Consider the following 21,790-nt stretch of genomic DNA (forward strand, 5'->3'; position numbering starts at 1 on the left):
CGTTTTCCAAGGGGAGTTCATCCATTACATCCTTGGAGAGGAGCAGCAAATGATTTTTACCAAGCAAGCTCAGCACAGAAAGAAAGCGCCCGTGTTTGGCTGGGTACTCTCATATGTAAAGCCTTATCGAGGTTGGGTCATAATCTGTATCATTGCCTCGCTTCTTGTGGCTGTGGCAAACATTTGGATGGGAATCCTGATCAAAACCATGGTCGAACATACGAACAACTTCGACAAGCTGGTCAGTATTGCTCTCATCATTTTTTGTCTGACCATCGTCGGTTTTCTCTCAAAATATTTCATCACGTATTCGGCAGCTAGATTCAGTTCAAGAGCCATGAGAGATTTGAAAAACAGCATGGCTTCTCATCTCGAAAAAGTTCCCATGTCCACCATGGATAAATATCATTCCGGCGATCTCGTTTCTCGCTTAACAACAGACGCCCAAATCTTGCAAAGCTTTTTGCAAAAGCATTTTTTCCAGCTTTTTTATTTGCCAGTTGTTTTTGTGGGAGCTCTTGGACTGTTGTTGACGATCAATTGGAAGTTAATCATCTTCAGCGTCGCAATCCTTCCCGTTGCCATCGCTATCACAGGGTGGATGAGCAGACCGCTTCAAAAATATTCGGAGCAAATGCAGGACCATCTGGGTCAAACGAACGCCATCGCTCAGGATACGCTTTCCGGGATTCACATGGTCAAAGCTTTTCAATTGGAAGGCGTTCTGTATCGTAAATACCATGCGGGTATGAAGCAGGTATTGAAAAATGCGTTCCAGGCAGAGAAAAAACGCGCGTGGATGACGGCACCAGGGATTTTATTGTTTTCTTCCCCAATCCTGTTTTTTGTCGCTTATGGTGGGTACTTGATTCAGGCGGGAGAATTGGATCTGGGCAGCTTGGTCATCTTCAGCTATTTGCTTCACTTTATTATCGAACCACTTTCACTCGCACCCGTTTTGTTTGCCCAAGTACAAGAGACATCAGGTGCGGCAAAGCGACTGCAAGAAATTTTTACACAGTCAGTCGAACAAAATGATCAGCCTGAAATTCCTGTTGATCCAGAGGCGATTCCTGTACAGTTTGAAAACGTTACGTTTGCCTACGATCAGGCAAGGATTCTTGATAACGTTAGCTTTACGTTACATCCGAGCAAGATCGTTGCTTTAGTAGGCGCCAGCGGGAGTGGAAAGAGTACCATCATGAAATTGCTGTGCGGGTTTTATCCAATGGAGCCGGGCAACGGAAGACTGAATGTTTTCGGGCATTCCATGACTGATTGGAATATGACGGACATGCGGAGCTATCTTTCCATGGTTTCTCAGGATACGACGCTATTCCCCGTATCTATTGCAGAAAATATCTCGTATGGACGCATTCATGCGACACAAGACGAGATCATTGCAGCGGCAAAAGCGGCCAATGCGCATGACTTCATCATGGAGCTGCCGCAAGGATATCAAACAAAAGTGGGAGAACGAGGCTCTCGTTTATCCGGAGGACAGAAACAGCGTATCGCGATTGCCCGAGCGATTTTGAAGGACGCCCCGATTCTTCTGCTGGATGAACCAACGTCTGCCTTAGATACAGAATCGGAAGCTTTGGTCCAGGAAGCGTTGGAAAATGTGATGAAAAATCGGAGTGTTCTCGTCATTGCTCATCGACTGTCTACGATAAAAGACGCGGATGAAGTGCTTGTTTTGGAGCAAGGACAAATTGTAGAACGAGGTACACACTACGATTTGCTTGCACAAGGCGGCGTTTACACCAGATTGTATCAAAAACAGTTTGCCACAGAGATGCACAGCACGCTGGCTGCAGGGGGGGTATAGGCATGTTCATCCAGAATTTGATGCGGGAACTACTTCAACTGCTGTCGTTTATGAAATCGAAAAAGCGAGCGTATATTTTGGGACTCGTGGGTGACGGAATCGGTCAAGCAGCTGTATTGGTATCTTTACCTTTCGTGTTCAAGGATCTGACGGATTTTGCGAACACAAAAGACCCTGTTTTATTAACGAGAGCGATTGCCACCATGGCTGTGATGTTCCTCTTGCTGAGTATCTTGTCTCCATTTTTTAGCTACATCTATCGACGATGTGTCCGCGAGCTCATTGCCAACATTCGGCTTCATGTCTATCAACGTTTGAGCAAGCTGCCTTTCGATTATTATGAGCAGCACCATTCGGGAGATACGATGTCGAGGCTGGGCAACGATGTTGTCCTCATGGAAAACGCGTATGCTGAGCAATTGAAAACGTTAAGCATCATCCTGCTGTCACTGATCGGCTCGATCATCGGGATGTTTGCGATGGATTGGAAAATTGCCGTCGTCCTGTTGCTCGTAAGCGCATTGACTCTTTATGTGAATATGCTGTTTGCCAAGTCAGTCCGGCGCATTGGAGACCGAATGCAGAAGCAGATGGGAATGGGGACAGAAAGATTAAACGATTTTTTGTCAGGGTTGCCCATCATTAAAATGTTCCATTTACATAACGTTGTCACCGCACGTTACACGGAAGCAAACGAAGAAGTAGCTTCGTCTGCGATCAAGCAAGGGCATAAACACGGATTATTGGAAGGGACCAATTTTTTCATCCAATTCTTAAGCTTCGGGGGAATGCTTGTTTTTGGCATCATGATGGTATCCAAACAAATGATCGGGTTGGGTGTGCTGGTCGCTTTGGTTCAACAACAGATGCTTGTGACACTGGCATTTCTCCAGCTTGGCCAAGTCATCACAGCGTTACAGAGTTCGCTAGCAGGCGCTTCTCGGGTCGTCGATTTTCTGAATGAACCTCTCGAACCAGAAGAGTATCAGAAGAGCTCCGACAAATACCGGCCATGCGAAAGTATGCTGAAGTTGGAGCAGGTCGTTTTCGGATACAACGAAGCTACAAACGTGCTGGATGGTGTTTCGTTGCGAGTCGAGCAAGGCCAAATGGCTGGGCTAGTCGGAACGAGTGGAAGTGGAAAAAGCACCGTCATGAAACTTCTGTTGGGGTATTACCCACCTGCGAGCGGCTCTCTTTATTTACTGGGCAAGCCCATGGGAGCCTATTCTCTTGCAGAAATTAGAAGCTTGATCTCGTACGTGCCTCAGGATGCCTTTTTGTTCGAAGGAACCATCGAAGACAATATCCGTTACGGCTGCCTGGATGCTTCGGAAGAGGATGTCATCAAAGCAAGCAAAGCAGCGTATGCGCATGATTTTATTATGGAACTGACAGATGGTTACCAGACAAAAACAGGAGAACGCGGTGCCAAGCTATCTGGCGGACAGCGTCAGCGAATTGCCATTGCCAGGGCCATCCTGAAAAATGCGCCGATTCTTCTACTGGATGAAGCAACCTCCGCTTTGGATGCAGAATCGGAATATTGGGTGCAGCAAGCATTAACCGCACTTATGAAAGATAAAACGGTACTTGTCATTGCTCATCGCCTGTCGACTGTAGAGGATGCCGATGTGATTTACGTGATGGATCAAGGAAAAGTCATCGAGCAAGGTCGCCATGTAGAGTTAATGGAGCACAACGGCACGTATGCCAAATTGTATGAAGTGCAGCAGCGAAAGGATCGAGCAGAACAAGTTAGTGGCCTTGAACTGACAGAAAGAAGAGTGAGTGCTACGTGATTGCCATTTACGCTTTGAAATGTCCAGCTGTCATGGAGAAAGAGTTATTCGACCGATTTTTGCAAGCACTGCCCGAAGAGAAGAGGGAACGGATCAACCGTTTCAGAAATCCGGCTGATTCCTATCGGGCGTTGCTCGCGGACGTGCTCGTACGCTCTCTCATTTGTGAAGCATACTCGATTTCCAATGACGAAATCGAGTATGACTACAATGCATACGGAAAACCTTTTTTGAAATCATTTCCCAACTTCTGCTTTAACGTCTCACATTCCGGAGAATGGGTGGTCTGCGCCACGCATGATTTGCAAGTGGGGATTGATGTGGAGCAAATATGTCCGATTGACTTGGATATTGCCACTCATTATTTTGCACCAGCCGAAGTAGAAGATCTCTTGGCAAAACATCCGGATGAACAGCTTCCGTATTTCTTCGACCTTTGGACCTTGAAGGAGAGCTATATCAAAGCGAGAGGCATGGGACTGTCTATTCCACTACAATCATTCGCCATTAGAAAAAAACTAGACCAATCGATTACGATATCGCAAAATGATTCGCGCGATGCTTGGGCATTTCATCAGTATGAGATCGATCCAGGCTATAAATTGTCAGTATGCGCGACTACCAATCAGTTTGCTGCTCAAGTCGTCATGAAGGATTTACAAGATTTGTATCAGTCCATTTTTCATAGAAAGATATCGAGGTAATTACGTAATGAAGAAAGGGCGGGGAAAGAGATGAAATTGTTCTGCTTTCCGTACGCAGGTGGACTTCCCAGCATTTATTACAGTTGGAGACGGGGATTGTCGCCAGCGTTATTGGAAATTGATCCATTCGAGGTACGGCCTTCATTTCAGAGTGATAGCATGGTTCTTTTCACCTCGTTTTATGAGGTCTTGGAGGATGTATACAAACGGATCACACCAGAGCTGGGGGAAGAACCTTTTGCCTTTTTTGGTCACAGCATGGGGGGATTAATCGCGTTTGAACTGACACGAAAGCTGTTGCAGAATGGAAAGCCACTGCCCCAGCACTTGTTCTTGTCTGCATCCCGCGTGCCACATGCGTATCACAAACTGGCGAAAACATACCACCTGCCGCATAACGAGTTCATCGGATCACTACGAACACTTGGTGGCACACCCGATGAAGTTTTGGATAATCACGAGCTCTTGGAGCTATTTTTGCCAACAATTCGCGCTGATTTCCAAGCCGTGCAAACTTACGAAATGAATAACGAGCTTCCTCAGCAAATCCCTGTCAACATGACGGTTTTGTTTGGGAAAGAAGATTCTATTGAAATCCAAGATATTGTGGCGTGGCGAGACTATTGCGGGCGAGAATGCAAATTCTTTCCAATACCTGGTGGGCATTTCTTTATTCATCACCAAATGAATCCGATCCTAGCGATCATTCAAGACACATTGAATGTAGAACGGGCAGTTGCAATCCGTGCACAATTCTAACGATTGTGCACGGCAACAATAAATCCTAAGGTGAAGGTTGGTGTTCTTTTTATGAATCAGAAAGCACTATCTCGTTTGCTGACGGCCGTTACATTATCAACGGCGCTGGTCTACCCGCAAGCGGCAAGCGCAGCGGCTCCACCTCCGGCTCTGCATGATGACAACCCAAGTGGTCATTTTGGTGACTGGTACACTGGTGCGGTTCCTCCCAATGCATCCAAAGACAAGCCCGTGATCTTGTTTGTTCAAGGTCTGCACTCCACCTACAAAACCTGGTATACAACAGACGGATATTATGATGCAGCCTATAACGCCGGGTATCGTACCGCATTTGTGCAGTTGAAGGACGCGGATGGTACTGGTGGCAACATGTGGACAAACGGAGCCAAGCTCGCCGAAGTTATTAAAAAGGTCGCAGATTATTATGGTGTCTCCAAAATCAATATCATTGCACATTCCAAAGGTGGCATAGATACACAGGCAGCGCTCGTCCACTATGGCGCGCATCCGTATGTCAATGTTGTTCACCAGCTTTCCACGCCAAACAAAGGTTCAGAATTGGCTGACTTAGCTTACAGCAATTGGGCAGGCTGGCTTGCTGATATTCTTGGCAAAAAAGACGATGCGGTGTATTCCCTGCAAACGTCATACATGGCAAACTTCCGTTCCCAGACTGACAACCGTACCGAAATTCGTTCAACCAAGACATACATGGCTGCCGGAACAGGGGATGATGGCATGTTTAGTCCTACCTGGTTTGGTCATGCGGTTCTTCCCGGTGAAGATGATGGCGCTGTTTCCGTTGATTCTGCCTTCGGTTTGACTTACGGGATCAAGAGCTTTACAAAAGATATTTCCCACGGTCAAATCGCGAAAGCCTCGCAAACATGGGATCTGGTCGAACCGAAATTGCAAAAGGCTTCTTTACGTGCAAATAAAGTAAGCGAAGACAAGTCAAAATCAAGCACTTTGGAAGAGAGCTCCGTCATTCTCCGTGGTGGCGAAGTGGAAGACAACGTCTCGGAAACATTTTTCCTGGAGAGCGGAATCGATCAGTTCAATGTGGATACGATGACTTCGTCGGAAGACACTGTTGTGACCCTGATCAGTCCGTCTGGCAAAAAGTATGAAGCGGACCGCAGTGAAAAAAGCGAATCGGAGGATGAATCCGAGATATTCCAAGGTGCTGTTCATCACTTCATTGAAGTTGAGGAGCCTGAAGCAGGCGAATGGACACTTGAAGTGGAGGGCTCTGACGATGCCTTTTTCATGGTGGGTTCCGTGAATGGCGGAGAAGAAGCGAAAGTAAAGGCGAGCAAAAAGGTATTCAAGAAAGGCGACAAGGCGAAGATTTCCGTCGACTTGGGTAAAAACGAAATAGATCAATCGCTACTGGAAAAAGCAAACCTGACACGTTCACTGAACGGCGAAAAAGCAAGCGTCCTTGATGAAGTGAAGTTTGCCATAAAAGAAGATGAGCTTACTGGCAATTTTAATGTGCCGACTAAACCAGGTGTTTATAATCTCTCCTTTGACGTAACTGGCATCAATGAGGACGGCGAACCATTTACACGCTCTATTAATTACAACTTTGCGGTAACAGATCGTGATGGCGAAATCGAAGACCAATAAGAAGCATCTTTTGCTATTGGCGATACTTGAACGAGTTAACCAAGTCTAAATTTCGCTTTCATTTTTTCACAGCCCTCATGGAAAGTGAGGGCTTTTTTGTTTTGGCTTCCAGTCCGATAGAATCGAACAAAAGAAGTATTCGTGACGAGAGTTTGGAGCGTGATACCTTTCTGTATTATAATGAAACGGATTAACATGATATATAGTCGAGAACAGGTGGAATTTACTATGAAAACCGACCCTAATCATGAACTTATAAACGATTGGTTGGCACTTACTCACATTACTGAAAGTATTTCCAATATGCTTGAAAAAGATTTACGAGAAAATTACAATCTTTCTTTAAAAGAGTTTTACGTCCTTTACTTTTTATCGAAAGAAAGTAATAAAACACTGAGGTTACAACAATTACAGGAACGGGTTGGATTAAGTCAAAGTGCGATATCAAGGCTGGTTGGAAGACTGGAGGCAAAAAATTGCAGAGCTTTACAGAGGAATGTATGTGAAGACGACCGTAGAGGCGTTTATACTCAGTTGACCGAATTAGGTGAAGAAAAACTCCAGAGATACCTCGTGACGATGAATGAAATTCTCCAATCTGCTTTTTCAGATGGAAAATTTGATGAAGCATTACAATTGTTAGTGCAAAAGAAGTAATTGCAAAAAGCCACCATTTCCTACCCAACGGAAATAGCGGCTTTTTTTCGTATATGTCTGATGAAGATAATGTTTTAGATTGATCTATTTAAAGAAAAAGCGGTGGTTTATGACCATGAAAGTAAAGTCTTAGACAGCCCCTGCTGTTTCAGCGTGTTATTCAACTAAGGTACTCGTTGCTTTAACATGTGATACGTTTCACCACGCTGTCTGAAACGGTAAGTTTTAAGGCCATGCTTTCCGGAATATGGCCTTTCATTTTGATGTAAACCTTAATAGATTGAAATATCCGTTCCATAAAAGTGAAGACGCAGGCGTTTTGCAATGGACAGCGAAGAATAATTATCCCAAGATGTACTATATAAAGGAATCCGTTGAGACCGCCTTATCGCTTGGGCCCATGAGGACGTTACGTGCATTGCATATCCTTTTCCTCTATAATCTTTCTATGTCTCGACTCCGGCCTCTGCAGCCTTATCGTTACTTCTTGCGCTAAAACAGACAGATACGGCCATGTTGTTTTCCGTCACCATAAAACAAGGTCCTCGAAACTTCAGTTCCGATAAAAGGGTAGGAAACCCTGGTTCCAAGCAGTATTTATTCTCTTCAGTGACCAAGGTGGCGTCTGTGTAATCCTTTACGGTTTCATGAAATGTAAAAGCCGGCCCCATCCATAAGTCTCTAATTTCTCTGTCTTTCTCCAACGCGTGAATAACATTAGGCAGTCGCTTGGTTGAATCACCCTGATTCAGGAATTGTATGATGTCATGGATTATGTGATTTGGTACGTCGCTGTGAAATCTTACAATACTGCCAGCAACGGTCTGTCCCCAAAAAAATCGAGGAGCAGGCTGGTTCGTTGGCTCATTAATCGTTGTGATACGTCCAGCATGATCATGAATATAGAGTACTCTTGCTTGAATGCTCATTAGTTCTAAATGGTGGTACAAATGCTTACCTCCTCTATTGATCACTCACCCTTTCGCTGTACAATTTAATTATCATCAAAGATCACTCGCTCTCGGCATAATCTGTATTCAAGATATCATCTTTCAGAAGCAGTTTGAATTGTCTTCTTTACGTTTCAACCAATAAACTTGCCGTCATTTGAGATACGGTTCTCCGTTTGATCTTAAACTAATCTCCCATTAGTTATAGGGATCGCCGTTACACTTATCGGTTGACAGGTGAAAAAGGATGATGGTAAATTAGATGCGTGCGCATGCATTTAAAAACATTAGAAAGCTCTACTCACAAAAATCAGTAATGGAGTGGGGGTTTCAAAGGTGTAGAGTTAACAAATCCTAATATAATGTGATGTTACATCTATTGCACAAGACTGATAAGGAAAAATTAGTATGAAAAAATAGTGAAAAGAAAGAGGGAATCACATGAATTCGTCAAAATCTGTAACAGCGTTATTCACCCCGTTTGAATACAAAGGACTGAAACTTGAAAATCGGTTTGTTATGGCACCCATGACCCGCAGTTTTTCACCGAAAGGGATTCCAGGGCCCAATGTAGCTGACTATTACCGTCGCCGCGCAGAGAACGAGGTGGGCTTAATCATCACCGAAGGAACGCTAATCGAGCATCCAGCTGCGGGTGCAGACCAGAATGTCCCCCATTTCTATGGAGAGGAAGCACTGGACGGATGGGCACGCGTTGTTCGAGAAGTACATGAGGCGGGAGGAAAAATTGCTCCGCAGATTTGGCATACCGGCATGGCTCGCCAAAAAGAGAAATTCCCAGAATCAGATGCCGAACCAATCGGTCCTTCTGGTCTAAGTCTTACTGGTGAAAAGGTATCAGAACCACTCAGCATCGAAGAAATCAACGATCTCATTCGGGCTTACGCACAAGCCGCTTCTCAAGCTAAGAAAATTGGTTTTGACGCAGTGGAAATTCACGGGGCACATGGCTACCTGATTGACCAGTTCTTCTGGGAAGTCACCAACAAGCGTACAGATGAATATGGCGGTGATCTCGTAGACCGCACCAAATTTGCTGTAGAGGTGATTAAGGCTGTGCGGGACGCAGTCGGTCCAGACTTCCCGATTATTTTTCGATTTTCCCAATGGAAACCGAGCGATTATCAATCCAAACTGGCAAAGTCGCCTGAGGAATTGAAGCTTTTCCTTACACCTCTGTCCGAAGCCGGTGTGGATATCTTCCATGCTTCCACCCGACGCTTCTGGGAGCCGGAGTTTGAAGGCTCTGAACTAAACCTGGCAGGCTGGACTCGTAAACTGACGGGAAAACCAACGATCACCGTTGGATCTGTTGGATTGGACTCTGAGTTCCTGAGTCTATTCACCGAAGGCAAGGGTAGTCAGCCCGCTAACATCGATAATCTGATTGAGCGTATTGAGCAAGAAGAGTTTGATCTTGTGGCAGTTGGACGTGCGCTACTGAGTGATCCGGCTTGGGTATCAAAAATTCGTAACGGGAATACCGAAGAACTTCAACCATTTACGCGAGAAGCATTAACAACATTGAGCTGAACGCTATTTTACAACAGGCAGCTTCTGTAAATAGAAGCTGCCTGTTGTGTTCGTGCTCCAAGACCAATTACCATTCACCACTCCATTTTTGAGCTAAATAAACAAATTCATTGAGCTTATTAGCAAAGGAATGATCGTAATCCCCTGATATTCTTGATGTATGAAGGGAATGTCGATAAAACATTCCCTTCATACTGGAAAATCAATTGAGGAGGATTGCCAGATGAGCAGAGCACCCATCAAAGATTACGAGGAAATTCTGGAAGTGATGAATAAGTATGTGGAAGGAATCGCCACTGGAAAAAGCGAAGTCATGAAACCAAGCTTCCATAAAGATGCGATTATGTATGGATACGAACCTATTGGTTTGGTGGAAGGATCTATTCAATATTTATATGATTATGTGGATCAAGCGGGTCCTGCACAAAATCTTCAAGCAAGAGTGGATATCCTTGATATTGAAGGCACGGCCGCTTGCGTTCGTGTCGTTTTAGAAAGTTCAGATGGCGCGGTATACTCTGACTTTCTGCAATTGCTGAAAATAAACGGCGAATGGAAAGTGATTGCGAAACTGTTCCACCGTCATACGTAAACCCAGTTCTTAAAAGCCGATCACGTCAGAAAAAGACAAACCCGTCTAATCTTGCTTCCGTGCAAGGCAGCGGGTTTGTCGTTCTGATCGGAAGGGGAAGGAGGCGACTATTTTTGTCTGTAGGAACCACTAGGATAATCAAGGCGCCGCAAGGGTTAACGAAAACAGATTTTAAAATTGGAAGTCTAAAAATGAAAGGGATATCTGTGATCGACTTCTGCTTTGACGCAGAAGCCACAACAGGGACGATGTTTCTAAAGGATCATCTTTTGTTAATCGTTCTTCAGGGAGTGTACACGATTCGGTACGGTGATCAAGTATACAAGGTCCGCAGTAATGAAATGATGTTTCTGCAGAAATCAATTGCAATCGAATTTGAAAAATCGGGCGAGCTGGATTCAGGGGACGGATTGAATGGTTTGATGTTTTTCCTAAAAGAAGAGATACTGGATGATTTCATCAAATTAGGCGATATAAAGCCCACTTACCCTGAGTCACCAGTACCAGTATCGGTGAATCCGGTTAATACGTGTATTTTGGAATACGTCGAATCATTAGAGCCCTATTTTGATAATCCAGATGAAATCGTAGAGGGTCTTGTTAAGGTGAAAGTAATGGAACTGTTGTTTCATGTGATTGATGCAAATGAACAGATCTCATCCCAGCTCTTGCAACCTAAGAGAAAAGAATGGAATAACATTGACAAGGTAGTAGAGGAAAACCTGATGAATCCCGTTTCTCTTCACGATTTGGCTTATTTATCTGGACGAAGCTTGTCGACGTTCAAACGGGATTTTCAAGTTATGTACAATACATCCCCTATAAAATGGATTCGTAACCGCAGGCTAGACAAAGCCAAAGAACTTCTTACAAATACGTCATTATCCGTTACAGATGTTTGTTTCTCCACTGGATTCGAAAACGCTGCACATTTTTCAAAAGTGTTCAAGGACAGATTTGGTTTTCCCCCTTCCGAACTCAAAAAAGGAAGTGGGCTAAAAAGAACGATGTAGTTCCATTCATAAGAACAAACTACGAAACGATTCTGATAAAGGGTCGTTTTTTTCGTTGGTGGGATACAAAAAAAGAACCAGTGGAAAAGCGCATGGGCAAATCCAGATGTAAGAGCTCCTTCGGTAGTCCCTATGGTAAGTGCAGGCAGCAATCAAGCGTACATCGCAAATACATGCATACAACCGTAAGGCGATTGGAATTGTAGTATGGAAGAGGCAGGAAAGGGAGCGTGTATCTGTATGATGAGGCTGTTTCGATACTTGACGTCCTACAAATGGCCGATCACAGCGATATTGGTGCTTGTATTCGTCCAATCGTTATCCGATCTGTACTTACCAACATTAATGGCGGATATCGTTGATGTCGGGATTGTGCATGGCGACACCTTCTTTATTTGGAAGGTTGGCGGTTTTATGCTGCTCGTCGCTGCTGGTGGGGGCTTATGTGCCATCGGAGCCAGTTACTTCTCATCCAAGGTTGCCATGAGTTTTGGTCGTGAGCTGCGTGCCAAGGTGTTTAACCAAGTAGAACACTATTCCATGCAGGAGATCGACCAAATTGGTACAGCCTCGCTCATTACGAGGACAACGAACGATATCAATCAAGTCCAGCAGGTTTTGATCATGATTTTGCGTATCATGGTGGCTGCTCCCATGATGTGTATCGGTGGAATTATTATGGCTTCATCCAAGGATGCCAAGCTGACGCTTGTTCTTGCAGTAGTTGTTCCCATTCTAGCTTTAGCTATTTTCCTGATCGCACGCAAGGGGATGCCTCTTTTTAAAGCCATGCAAAAGAAGCTGGATAAGCTGAATTTGGTCGTGAGGGAAGGCTTGACGGGAATTCGTGTGATCCGCTCGTTTAACCGTATAGATTTGGAGAAAAGGCGTTTTAACGAGGCGAATACTGATTTGACACAGACAGCGATTAACGTGAATCGAATCATGGCAGCCTTGATGCCGATTATGATGCTGACTTTTAACTTGTCTGCCGTTGCCATTCTTTGGTTTGGTGGCATTCGTGTCAGTAATATGGATCTGCAAGTTGGTGATCTCATGGCGTTCATCCAATATGCGACGCAGATTATGTTCTCATTGGTTATGCTGTCGATGATCTTCGTCATGGTTCCGCGTGCTTCTGCATCCGCTATCCGAATTAACGAAGTGTTGGATTTACATTCGACCATTTATGATCGCTCTGAGCCTGTGACGCAAACGAAAACAACAACGCCAGGCACGGTGGAGTTTCAGGATGTGACATTTTCTTATCCTGGTGCGGAACATCCCGCATTGACCTCGATCACCTTTACAGCTCGTCCGGGGCAGACCACCGCGATTATCGGAGGGACAGGCTCCGGTAAATCGACGATACTCAATCTGGTTGAGCGATTCTACGATGTGACTTCCGGAGCCATACGGGTAGACGGCCTTGATACACGTGACCTGCCTCTAGAGCAATTGCGAGCAAAAATTGGTTATGTCCCACAAAAAGTGCTGCTCTTTTCAGGCTCGATCGCTGACAATATTCGCTTCGGTAAAGAGGACGCGACAGACGCCGAAATCGAGCATGCCGCGATAATTGCGCAGGCAGGCGATTTTATTGCGAGTATGAAGGGCGGATACGAGGCACACATTTCCCAAGGCGGTACGAACGTGTCCGGTGGACAAAAACAACGGTTATCGATTGCGCGGGCAATTGTCCGGCAACCGGCCATCTATATGTTTGATGACAGCTTTTCTGCGTTGGATTTCAAAACAGATGCGTTATTGCGAGTAGCTTTAAAAGAAGAGATCGAGAAGAACCAATCCACGTTAATCATCGTGGCTCAGCGGGTTAGTACTGTGATGGACGCAGACCAGATTATCGTGCTGGATGAAGGCTCGATTGCGGGTATGGGTACACATCAAGAGCTCATGCAAAACTGTGAAGTCTATCAAGAAATCGTACGATCCCAACTGACAGAGGAGGAGATCGCATGAGTGAACCGCGAGGAGGTAAGCAAGCTCCAAAGGGTGGCGGCCACATGGGTGGACCGATGGGAATGGTGATACCAGGAGCAAAAGCAAAGGACTTTAAAGGTACACTCAAGCGTTTGATCGGCTACTTTCGGCCACACCGTATACAGCTGATCATCGTGTTTCTGGCTGCCGTTTTGAGTACGATCTTCGCCATTGTTAGTCCCAAACTGATGGGGAAGGCGACAACGAGTCTTTTCGCAGGCATGATCGGTCTCATGCAGGGACAGCCTAAGGAAATCGTATTTGACTTTGGGTATATTGCAAATATCCTGCTCCTATTAATCGTCTTGTATGTCATTAGTGCGCTGTTCAGCTATTTGCAGCAATACGTGATGGCAGGAGTATCGCAGAAGATCGTCTATGACATGCGTGAGCAGGTAAATGAGAAATTGTCCCGCCTGCCGCTGAAATACTTTGATTCGAAAATGCATGGGGATATTTTGAGCCGTGTCACGAACGACATTGATAATATCAGCAACACGCTCCAGCAAAGCCTGACACAGCTCATCACTTCCATCGTGACGATCATCGGTGTCATCATTATGATGCTGACGATTAGCCCATTATTGACTCTCATTCTAATTTTGACGTTGCCGCTCAGTGCCATTGCTACGAAACAGATCGCCTCGAAATCACAAAAGCATTTCATCGGACAGCAGAGCTCCCTTGGTGAATTGAATGGGCATGTGGAAGAAATGTTTACGGGGCATCAGGTTGTAAAGGCGTTTGGATATGAGAAGAAGTCACAGCAGACATTTGATCAAATCAATGCCAAGCTGTACGAAGCCGGATGGAGGGCGCAATTTATATCAGGGATTATCATGCCGGTAATGAGCTTCATCGGAAATATTGGCTACGTGCTCGTCTGCATTGTCGGCGGGATTCTCGCTACGAACGGTTCCATTGAAATCGGGGATATCCAAGCCTTTATCCAATATACTCGGCAGTTCACGATGCCCATTGCGCAAACCGCGAACATTGCCAACCTGATCCAGTCGACGATCGCCTCAGCGGAGCGGGTCTTTGAGGTTTTGGATGAAGAAGAGGAAGTGCCTGAAAGTACGCAACCAGTCACGATCGCAGCGCCTAAAGGCAAGGTGGAATTTCAGCATGTCAAGTTTGGTTATAAAGAAGGGCATTTACTGATGCAAGACATCAATCTCGTAGTAGAACCTGGACAAAAGATTGCGATCGTGGGCCCAACAGGTGCGGGTAAGACGACCATGATTAATTTGCTGATGCGCTTTTATGAGCTCAATGGCGGAGCGATTCTGATTGATGACGTTGATATTACACGCATGAAACGAAGCGATCTTCGCTCTCTGTTCGGCATGGTCCTGCAAGATACGTGGCTGTTTAACGGAACGATCCATGATAATTTGGCCTATGCAAAACCTGAGGCCTCTGATACAGATATCTTTCGCGCAGCGAAGGCGGCTCGTGCCGATCACTTTATTCGCACGCTACCAGAGGGATACAAGACGGTGTTAAATGAAGAGGCCTCCAATATCTCCCAAGGGCAAAAACAGCTGTTGACCATCGCTCGTGCTATTTTGGCAGACCCTACGATTCTGATTTTGGATGAAGCAACAAGCAGCGTTGATACACGGACCGAAGTGCATATCCAGGAAGCGATGAATGAACTGATGAAGGGACGTACTAGCTTCGTGATCGCCCATCGACTGTCTACGATTAGAAATGCAGACTTGATCCTCGTCATGAACAAGGGAACGATCATTGAACAAGGAACACATGACGAGTTGATGGAGCAAGAGGGCTTTTATGCTGATTTATACAACAGTCAGTTTGCAGAGTCCACATCAGCAGGCTAAAATCGATGCTTTACACGAAACCGCCAAGTAAGGGCGGTTTTATTGTTGGGAGAGGAAGTGTACAGGGTGGCATGGTAATTGCTTGTTAATATGTCAAAAAGGTAAACCAGCTCTATGCATACGAAAGCGAGGAAAGAGAATGGAATTTCAGACAAACATCGGTGTATCAAAATCAGACAAGATTTATGTTCATGGCTATGATTTGACAGAAGATTTAATGGGACAGATCACGTTGGCGGATATGGCATTCCTAGGAGCAACACACCGGAAGCCTACCCAGAATGAATCAAAGATGTTGAATGCATGCATGGTTGCCATATGTGAACATGGATTTACGCCCAGTTCGATTTCCGCACGTTTGACCTATCTGGGAGCACCGGAAGCTGTGCAAGCTGCAGTCGCAGCCGGATTGTTGGGGGCGGGTTCAGTCTATCTAGGAGCCATGGAATACGTTGCTCAAATGCTTCAAGAAGCGTTGCAAAAGTACGGTGCCGATTGCGACAGAAAAGAGGTCGCCAAACGAATCCTGAAGGAACGTGAAGAAAAAGGACTGCAAATGCCAGGGTTCGGACATCCGATTCATAGACCTGTTGATCCACGCACTGAAAAATTGTTTGCATTGGCAGAGGAGCTAGGGTTTGCCGGAAACCATACGGCTATCATGCAAGAAATTCACGAACAATTCAGCACGAAAAAAGGCAAACGGATCACACTAAATGCGGCAGGCGCGATTGGAGCTGTGCTGTCGGATATGGGGTTGCACTACAGTGTCGTGAAATCATTTGCAGTCGCGGCGAGGGCCGTCGGACTAATTGCCCACATTGTGGAAGAAATCGAATCCGGCAGGAAAGATTGCATGGCACAGAAGCTATACGACTTTGTGGAGGAGAACACCCTCTACACCAATCACATACCAGACGAAGTGAAGTAGTAAACCGACGTCACGGTAAGAAGGGGAGCGGATGACATGAGCGTTACATTCAGCAGTGAAATAGAAGAGCTGCGCAAAGCTGTGAGGAGTTTTATCAGCGAGAAGGTCGAACCAGTCGCTGATCTTATTGAACGCGAAGATCATATACCAGTTCAAATCATGGATATGTGCAAAGAAGTGGGATTGTTTGGCCTGAGCATCCCAGAACAATACGGCGGACTCGGTATTGATATGTTTGGAAAATGCGCCATTTTTGAAGAAGTAGGGAAAACAAGCAATGGGTTTACGACCGTCATTGGTTGCCATAACGGCATCGGTTCTGTAGGGATTGTCGAGATGGGCACGGAGGAGCAAAAACGAAAATATTTGCCGCGTATGGCTACCGGTGAAATGATTGGCGCTTTTGCTTTAACAGAACCAAGTGCAGGTTCAAATGCGACTAATTTAAAGACAAGGGCTGTACGAAAAGCAGACAAGTTCATCCTGAATGGCTCCAAACATTACATCACGAATGCGCCCATCGCTGGCATTTTCACGGTCATGGCTGTCACCGATCCTTCCAAGGGAGCAAAAGGGATCACCTCCTTTTTAGTCGAGAAAGATTTCCCAGGCTTCCAGATCGGAAAAATAGAAGAAAAGATGGGCTTACGGGGCTCCCATTCGGCTGAGATATTCTTTGAAGATTGTGAAGTGCCTGTAGAAAACGTCCTTGGCCATGAGGGAATGGGCTATACCAATGCTCTTAAAATTTTGGCGAATGGACGGGCGGGATTGGCAGCCAGAAATCTCGGTTCTTGCCAAAAACTACTGGATATGTCTATGAAATATGCGATGGAGCGCATCCAATTTGACAAGCCGATTTTTGAACAACAAATTATCCAGCACTACTTGGCAGAAATAGCACTGGACTGCGAAACACTGCGAGCGTTTACGTATCATGTCGCATCGCTCGTTGATCAAGGCAAACATGTAATCAAAGAAGCCGCGATGGTGAAACTGTTTGCCTCCGAAGTCTATAACCGTGTGGCAGATAAAGCGGTACAAATACATGGGGGGATCGGATACATCAAAGAATACCCGATCGAGCGTTATTACCGGGACGCCAGAATTACTAAGATTTATGAAGGCACCTCGGAAATCCAAAAGAACATCATCGCAGGTCGTCTATGTAAGGAATACTCGTAATCAAGTGAAAAGAGGGAATGCTGGATTTGACCAGCGACATTTCAGAGCCCGGCGTCATACAAGACGAAGGGCCATTTTTTATTTGACTGCGATTTGTTATCAATATTTTTTATTTTCAGAATTATATATTGTTGTTTTTTCATCTGCCGCTTATAATTCTACTAGTGCGCAAACTTCATATCCCTATTTTTTTGAAGTGTATACTTCGATATGAAACCTGAAATTGCTTTCCTGTTTGTAAGAAATGAACCTAAGGAGGCATGACATGAAGATGAATGAGTGGGAAGCGTCGTTTGAAGCATACGTCCAAAGGCTGATGGATGATTTTCAAGTTCCCGGTGCAATTATTGCCGTAGCCAAAGACGGAGAACTCACTTATGAAAAAGCGTTTGGTTATCGGGACCGTGAAAAGCAAGCTCTTATCGATCTGGATACGGTATTTGGCATCGGGTCAATTACGAAGTCGTTTACATGCATGGCGATCATGCAGCTTCAGGAAGAAGGAAAGCTTTCCGTGCATGATCCGGTTATCACCTATTTGCCGGAGTTTCGCACACCGGATGAAGCCCAAACGAAAAGGATCACCATTCATCATTTCATGACACATACCCTCGGATTTCCACCACTTCCATCTCTCATTCCCGCAATGCTACCCAGCTTACAAGCCGATCCGACAGCAGAAAAATTACTTCACCAGTTTGAAGCGCAATGTAAACACTCAATCGATACCTTCGAAGACCTCATGGCATATATAGAGAAGCTGCCCTTTGAATTGTTGGGACCTGCTGGGATAGAATTCAGCTATTCGAACGAAGCTTTTGGCTTGCTTGGGGCGATTATTGAGCGTGTCAGCGGCAAACCATACGAAGCCTTTGTCCAAGAGCATATTTTACAGCCACTTGGCATGGAACGCACGGTATTTCATGTGGAGGAATTAGGCGAGGACGACAATACTACCATGCTGTACACACGGCGCATGAATGATGGAGTTCGTGAAGTAGTACGTGCCCCTGGTTGGTGGGATGCACCTTCCATGCGTGCTGCAGGCTTCCTCAAATCGTCCGCACGTGACATGCTTCGGTATGCGGATGTTTATCGGACAGGCGGGCTTTCAAATGGAGCGAGAATCATCTCGGGAGATAGCGCCTCCCAAATGACTACGCCTCATGTCCGTATTGACTTGAGCCGCAGCTATGGTTACGGACTCGGCGTGTTTCCATTTTCCGAAGATTACACCTTACTTACCCATACCGGCGGCTTAAAAGGGATGACCGCGCAAATGTTCATCGTTCCAGAGGCGGGAGTAACCGGTATTCTTTTGACCAACATGGATGATGCCCCCATTTCCAATCTGACATTAGGTTTGTTGAACAGCATGTTCGGTCGCCCGCTCGAGACGCAGTTCGCCACGTTTTCCGATTGTGAAGTGCCGCTTGCTTACTTGCAGCAATGTCCCGGTACATATAAATCCGGAGAAGGAGACGTAGTAGAGATCAGATTCGATGAAGCACAGAGACAGCTCGTACTCGTTCTAGGCAGTGATGTGTTCCCGCTGCGTTCTGTTGGCGAAGATACGTTTCTGTTCACGCGTCACAACGTCGATTCACTCATCCGCTTTGTTCGCCAACCAGACGGTGAGATCAAGCGCTTGGCGTTGGGATCGCGCCAAATACCGAAAGAAACCTAATCAAAGATAGGGAGGTAGTTTCTCATGAAGGTGTTTATTTCATTGGACATGGAAGGGATCTCTGGACTAAGCGAATGGGAGGATGTTATCCCCGGACGCAGACATTACGAAGCGGGGAGAAGACTTCTGACCCAAGATGTTAATGCGGCGATTGAGGGTGCACTGGAAGCAGGAGCTACCCAAATTATCGTCAATGAATCTCATGGACCGATGAACAATATCATTCTGGAAGAATTGCACCCACAGGCAGATGTCATCCGTGGTTTTTTCAAGCCTCTCTGTATGATGCAGGGGATCGACAGTAGCTGCGATGCCGCATTTTTCATCGGTTATCATGGAAAAGCGGGTACAGGAGATGCGGTACTCAATCATACGTTGTCTGGGCTCGCTATCCATCGGCTTATCTTAAATGGCAAAGAAGTGGGCGAAGCAGGTTTAAATGCAGCAATCGCGGGAGCCTTTGGTGTTCCAGTCGTACTCGTTACCGGAGATTCCCAAACATCCCAAGAGGTCGAAGAAGACATCCCTGGAGTCTTTACAGTCGCTGTGAAGACAGGAATAACGGGGCTCTCGTCGCAAGCGATGCATCCCGTTCGTGCGAGAGAGTTGATCCGTCAGCAAGCAAAAGAAGCATTGCTCCATCGCAGTACAGTGAAACCGCTCGAGCAAAGAGTAGAGAATACGATAGAAGTAGAGTTTACGAAATCACAATTTGCCACAGCAGTCAGCTGGATGCCAGGAATTGAACTCATCGAAGGACGGACGGTACGCTTCCATTCGCCTGATCTTGTTAGCATGATGCCCGTTTTGCAAGCGATGCTATTGGTAACGGGGCAAGTGAATCGGATGATTACTGGTTAAGTAAACCAAAAATGCAGCTCCTCATCACGAGGATCGCTGCATTTTTTTCGTTTTAGTTCAGAGGCTTATGGCTTTTCAAATACGCAAGGGCATTATATATCATTTCGGCTGCCTCTTCACGCGTGATGTGCTTTTGCGGATGAAGCTTGTTTTCCTTATCCAATTCGATAATATCTCTTGCCAAAGCTCGTTGAATGGAGCCTTGGTAATCTACGGTGAGTTCATGATTATCTTGGATTTCTACCGGTACTAGTTTGATCATGGGCAGATTACCCTTGGTCTCCATGACTCTCATTAGCTGGTGAATGAACTGCTCTTTCGTCCATTCTGCATTCGGATCGAGATCAGCTGGTAACTCCAATCCGTTCGCAGCCGCTATGATCAGACTCTCTGCATACCAAGCATCGTTATCTGCTTTGGAAAAAAAGTCAGTGGCTTGTGGCGCCTTTACAAAACGGATCGCTGCCAGACTCAAATCAAAGGCATTTACAATCAGTTGAACACCTTGAGCAGCCGTTATCGTTTCGTTAGGGGCAAATTTGCTATCATCTACGCCTTTTATCACACCTTGTTGCTGTAAGGCAAGAATTTTATCTTTCGCTCCCGAGTGGGCAAGATCCGTAAAAGGAGTCATTGCAGCTAAGCTTGGTTGGGCGAAAGACACAGTTAACAAAGCAATGATAGAAAGAGACATCATATTTTGTCTGACATTCATGGTAGTCACCTCGTCAATTTTTGAAGTTTCACTCCATTTGACGAGGAATAATTGACAACGTTTCAGTTTTCTTTCGCACTCCTTTTCCAACAAAATGATTTAAGGAAAATTTTATTTTTTGCCCACGATTTCATTTATCATTGCCTATTATCATCATATTGAAAAAGAATAGTGTTTGAACCATGGAGGAAAAGGAAATGAAAAAGCAATTTCTCTTACTAAGTATCCTTTTATTGCTACTGGGTTATCCATTTTTGCACTCTCTTGTAGAGGACGTATGGCAAACAGAGCCGGATGCTACAGCTTTCCCGAAATACAAAGAGATTCGCGTTGAACAAGACCAGATTTATCAGGGCGATCTGTTACTGGTCAACAAGAACAATCCGATCCATTCAGAGGCGGTGCCATCCGATGTGATCCCTCTGTCTTCGCACAAATATTTAGTGGAGGGCTATCGCTTGCAAGACAATTCCATTGAATTGTCTGAGAACGCAGCGGAGGCGTTCAACGAGATGGTCCATGCAGCAAGCAGTGACAATGTAAAGCATTTTATGATCAAAAGCGGCTATCGAAGCTTGGGAAAACCGGGAAAACTGGCTGAAGAGAAGGGACATGCCCACGATGCATTGTCAGATTGTTTTCACGAACATCATCTGGGTACAGCCTTGGACGTTACATCCACACAAATGAAAATCGACCAATCCCCAGAAGGGAAGTGGCTACAAGAAAACGCATGGAAATACGGGTTCATTCTGCGCTATCCGAAGGAAAAGGTCACAATTACTGGTGTTCCTTACAATCCTATGCATTACCGATTTGTAGGTTTGCCGCACAGCGCCATTATGCAAGAGCGTCAATTATCTTTGGAGGAGTACGTGAATAGCTTGCGGGAGGCCAAGGAAGTGTCAGGGACGATAAATGGTGGTGACTACAAAATTTATTATTATCCAGTGGCGACTAGTATCATGATTCAAGTGCCTACCAATGGGAAGTATGTGCTTTCTGGCGACAATCAGGGTGGTGTCATTGTAACAGAGTTCTTGTAGTTTGCTCATTCTTTTACTCC

General features: G+C 45.5%; 18 protein-coding genes. 16 read left to right on the top strand and 2 right to left on the bottom strand.

Annotated elements, in window-relative coordinates:
- Positions 1-49: 49 nt before the first annotated feature.
- The 6 genes from HP398_RS03175 to HP398_RS03200 all read left to right on the top strand — a co-directional run bounded on the left by HP398_RS03175 (position 50) and on the right by HP398_RS03200 (position 7,385).
- Entirely contained in the window at positions 50-1,831 is a 1,782-nt protein-coding gene (locus HP398_RS03175) for an ABC transporter ATP-binding protein (protein WP_173621805.1), read from the top strand.
- A 2-nt stretch (positions 1,832-1,833) separates the two neighbouring features.
- Complete coding sequence (locus HP398_RS03180) at positions 1,834-3,633, top strand: ABC transporter ATP-binding protein (protein ID WP_173621806.1); 1,800 nt, start codon at positions 1,834-1,836, stop codon at positions 3,631-3,633.
- Entirely contained in the window at positions 3,630-4,337 is a 708-nt protein-coding gene (locus tag HP398_RS03185; RefSeq protein WP_173621807.1) for a 4'-phosphopantetheinyl transferase family protein, read from the top strand. Before HP398_RS03180 ends, HP398_RS03185 begins: the two co-directional genes overlap by 4 nt.
- Before the next feature lie 30 nt (positions 4,338-4,367).
- Positions 4,368-5,096 carry a thioesterase II family protein gene (locus HP398_RS03190; protein ID WP_173621808.1) on the top strand — a complete coding sequence of 243 codons (729 nt, stop codon included), beginning with the start codon at positions 4,368-4,370 and terminating at the stop codon, positions 5,094-5,096.
- Positions 5,097-5,147: 51 nt separating this feature from the next.
- Positions 5,148-6,728: a lipase family protein gene (locus tag HP398_RS03195; RefSeq protein ID WP_173621809.1), complete on the top strand. Its 1,581-nt coding sequence runs from the start codon at positions 5,148-5,150 to the stop codon at positions 6,726-6,728.
- A gap of 228 nt (positions 6,729-6,956) precedes the next feature.
- Complete coding sequence (locus HP398_RS03200; RefSeq protein ID WP_017248478.1) at positions 6,957-7,385, top strand: MarR family winged helix-turn-helix transcriptional regulator; 429 nt, start codon at positions 6,957-6,959, stop codon at positions 7,383-7,385.
- 446 nt (positions 7,386-7,831) lie between these two features.
- Here HP398_RS03200 and HP398_RS03205 read toward each other — a convergent pair whose 3' ends face one another.
- Entirely contained in the window at positions 7,832-8,335 is a 504-nt protein-coding gene (locus tag HP398_RS03205) for a GNAT family N-acetyltransferase (RefSeq protein ID WP_254475806.1), read from the bottom strand.
- Positions 8,336-8,776: 441 nt separating this feature from the next.
- Here HP398_RS03205 and HP398_RS03210 point away from each other — a divergent pair, with 441 nt between their 5' ends.
- From HP398_RS03210 to HP398_RS03250, 9 genes are all read left to right on the top strand, one after another.
- Complete coding sequence (locus tag HP398_RS03210) at positions 8,777-9,889, top strand: NADH:flavin oxidoreductase (protein ID WP_173621810.1); 1,113 nt, start codon at positions 8,777-8,779, stop codon at positions 9,887-9,889.
- A 223-nt stretch (positions 9,890-10,112) separates the two neighbouring features.
- Positions 10,113-10,481, top strand: a complete 369-nt coding sequence (locus HP398_RS03215) for a nuclear transport factor 2 family protein (RefSeq protein WP_017248481.1) — start codon at positions 10,113-10,115, stop codon at positions 10,479-10,481.
- 191 nt (positions 10,482-10,672) lie between these two features.
- Positions 10,673-11,494, top strand: coding sequence for a helix-turn-helix domain-containing protein (locus HP398_RS03220; protein ID WP_238144719.1), 822 nt, complete (start codon positions 10,673-10,675; stop codon positions 11,492-11,494).
- Positions 11,495-11,734: 240 nt separating this feature from the next.
- Positions 11,735-13,474 carry an ABC transporter ATP-binding protein gene (locus HP398_RS03225; RefSeq protein ID WP_173621812.1) on the top strand — a complete coding sequence of 580 codons (1,740 nt, stop codon included), beginning with the start codon at positions 11,735-11,737 and terminating at the stop codon, positions 13,472-13,474.
- On the top strand, positions 13,471-15,345 hold the full coding sequence (locus HP398_RS03230; RefSeq protein ID WP_173621813.1) for an ABC transporter ATP-binding protein: 1,875 nt from the start codon (positions 13,471-13,473) through the stop codon (positions 15,343-15,345). Before HP398_RS03225 ends, HP398_RS03230 begins: the two co-directional genes overlap by 4 nt.
- A 139-nt stretch (positions 15,346-15,484) precedes the next feature.
- Entirely contained in the window at positions 15,485-16,276 is a 792-nt protein-coding gene (locus HP398_RS03235) for a citryl-CoA lyase (RefSeq protein ID WP_173621814.1), read from the top strand.
- A 36-nt stretch (positions 16,277-16,312) separates the two neighbouring features.
- Positions 16,313-17,461, top strand: a complete 1,149-nt coding sequence (locus HP398_RS03240) for an acyl-CoA dehydrogenase family protein (protein WP_173621815.1) — start codon at positions 16,313-16,315, stop codon at positions 17,459-17,461.
- A gap of 265 nt (positions 17,462-17,726) precedes the next feature.
- Positions 17,727-19,148 carry a serine hydrolase domain-containing protein gene (locus HP398_RS03245; RefSeq protein WP_173621816.1) on the top strand — a complete coding sequence of 474 codons (1,422 nt, stop codon included), beginning with the start codon at positions 17,727-17,729 and terminating at the stop codon, positions 19,146-19,148.
- Between the two features lie 24 nt (positions 19,149-19,172).
- Positions 19,173-20,009, top strand: coding sequence for a M55 family metallopeptidase (locus HP398_RS03250; protein WP_173621817.1), 837 nt, complete (start codon positions 19,173-19,175; stop codon positions 20,007-20,009).
- A 52-nt stretch (positions 20,010-20,061) separates the two neighbouring features.
- Here HP398_RS03250 and HP398_RS03255 read toward each other — a convergent pair whose 3' ends face one another.
- On the bottom strand, positions 20,062-20,724 hold the full coding sequence (locus HP398_RS03255) for an S-layer homology domain-containing protein (protein WP_173621818.1): 663 nt from the start codon (positions 20,722-20,724) through the stop codon (positions 20,062-20,064).
- A 197-nt stretch (positions 20,725-20,921) separates the two neighbouring features.
- Between HP398_RS03255 and HP398_RS03260 the strand changes: the two genes are divergently transcribed.
- Positions 20,922-21,770 (top strand): M15 family metallopeptidase, encoded by an 849-nt coding sequence (locus HP398_RS03260; protein ID WP_173621819.1) that lies wholly within the window; start codon positions 20,922-20,924, stop codon positions 21,768-21,770.
- The last annotated feature ends 20 nt before the right edge of the window (positions 21,771-21,790 follow it).

The organism is Brevibacillus sp. HB1.4B (assembly GCF_013284285.1).
Lineage (GTDB): Bacteria > Bacillota > Bacilli > Brevibacillales > Brevibacillaceae > Brevibacillus > Brevibacillus porteri.

Coding starts and splice junctions, on each gene's coding strand:
- HP398_RS03175 (WP_173621805.1), top strand. CDS start 50: ATGATTTTTACCAAGCAAGCTCAGCACAGAAAGAAAGCGCCCGTGTTT.
- HP398_RS03180 (WP_173621806.1), top strand. CDS start 1,834: ATGTTCATCCAGAATTTGATGCGGGAACTACTTCAACTGCTGTCGTTT.
- HP398_RS03190 (WP_173621808.1), top strand. CDS start 4,368: ATGAAATTGTTCTGCTTTCCGTACGCAGGTGGACTTCCCAGCATTTAT.
- HP398_RS03195 (WP_173621809.1), top strand. CDS start 5,148: ATGAATCAGAAAGCACTATCTCGTTTGCTGACGGCCGTTACATTATCA.
- HP398_RS03200 (WP_017248478.1), top strand. CDS start 6,957: ATGAAAACCGACCCTAATCATGAACTTATAAACGATTGGTTGGCACTT.
- HP398_RS03210 (WP_173621810.1), top strand. CDS start 8,777: ATGAATTCGTCAAAATCTGTAACAGCGTTATTCACCCCGTTTGAATAC.
- HP398_RS03215 (WP_017248481.1), top strand. CDS start 10,113: ATGAGCAGAGCACCCATCAAAGATTACGAGGAAATTCTGGAAGTGATG.
- HP398_RS03220 (WP_238144719.1), top strand. CDS start 10,673: ATGAAAGGGATATCTGTGATCGACTTCTGCTTTGACGCAGAAGCCACA.
- HP398_RS03225 (WP_173621812.1), top strand. CDS start 11,735: ATGATGAGGCTGTTTCGATACTTGACGTCCTACAAATGGCCGATCACA.
- HP398_RS03230 (WP_173621813.1), top strand. CDS start 13,471: ATGAGTGAACCGCGAGGAGGTAAGCAAGCTCCAAAGGGTGGCGGCCAC.
- HP398_RS03235 (WP_173621814.1), top strand. CDS start 15,485: ATGGAATTTCAGACAAACATCGGTGTATCAAAATCAGACAAGATTTAT.
- HP398_RS03240 (WP_173621815.1), top strand. CDS start 16,313: ATGAGCGTTACATTCAGCAGTGAAATAGAAGAGCTGCGCAAAGCTGTG.
- HP398_RS03245 (WP_173621816.1), top strand. CDS start 17,727: ATGAAGATGAATGAGTGGGAAGCGTCGTTTGAAGCATACGTCCAAAGG.
- HP398_RS03250 (WP_173621817.1), top strand. CDS start 19,173: ATGAAGGTGTTTATTTCATTGGACATGGAAGGGATCTCTGGACTAAGC.
- HP398_RS03255 (WP_173621818.1), bottom strand. CDS start 20,724: ATGAATGTCAGACAAAATATGATGTCTCTTTCTATCATTGCTTTGTTA.
- HP398_RS03260 (WP_173621819.1), top strand. CDS start 20,922: ATGAAAAAGCAATTTCTCTTACTAAGTATCCTTTTATTGCTACTGGGT.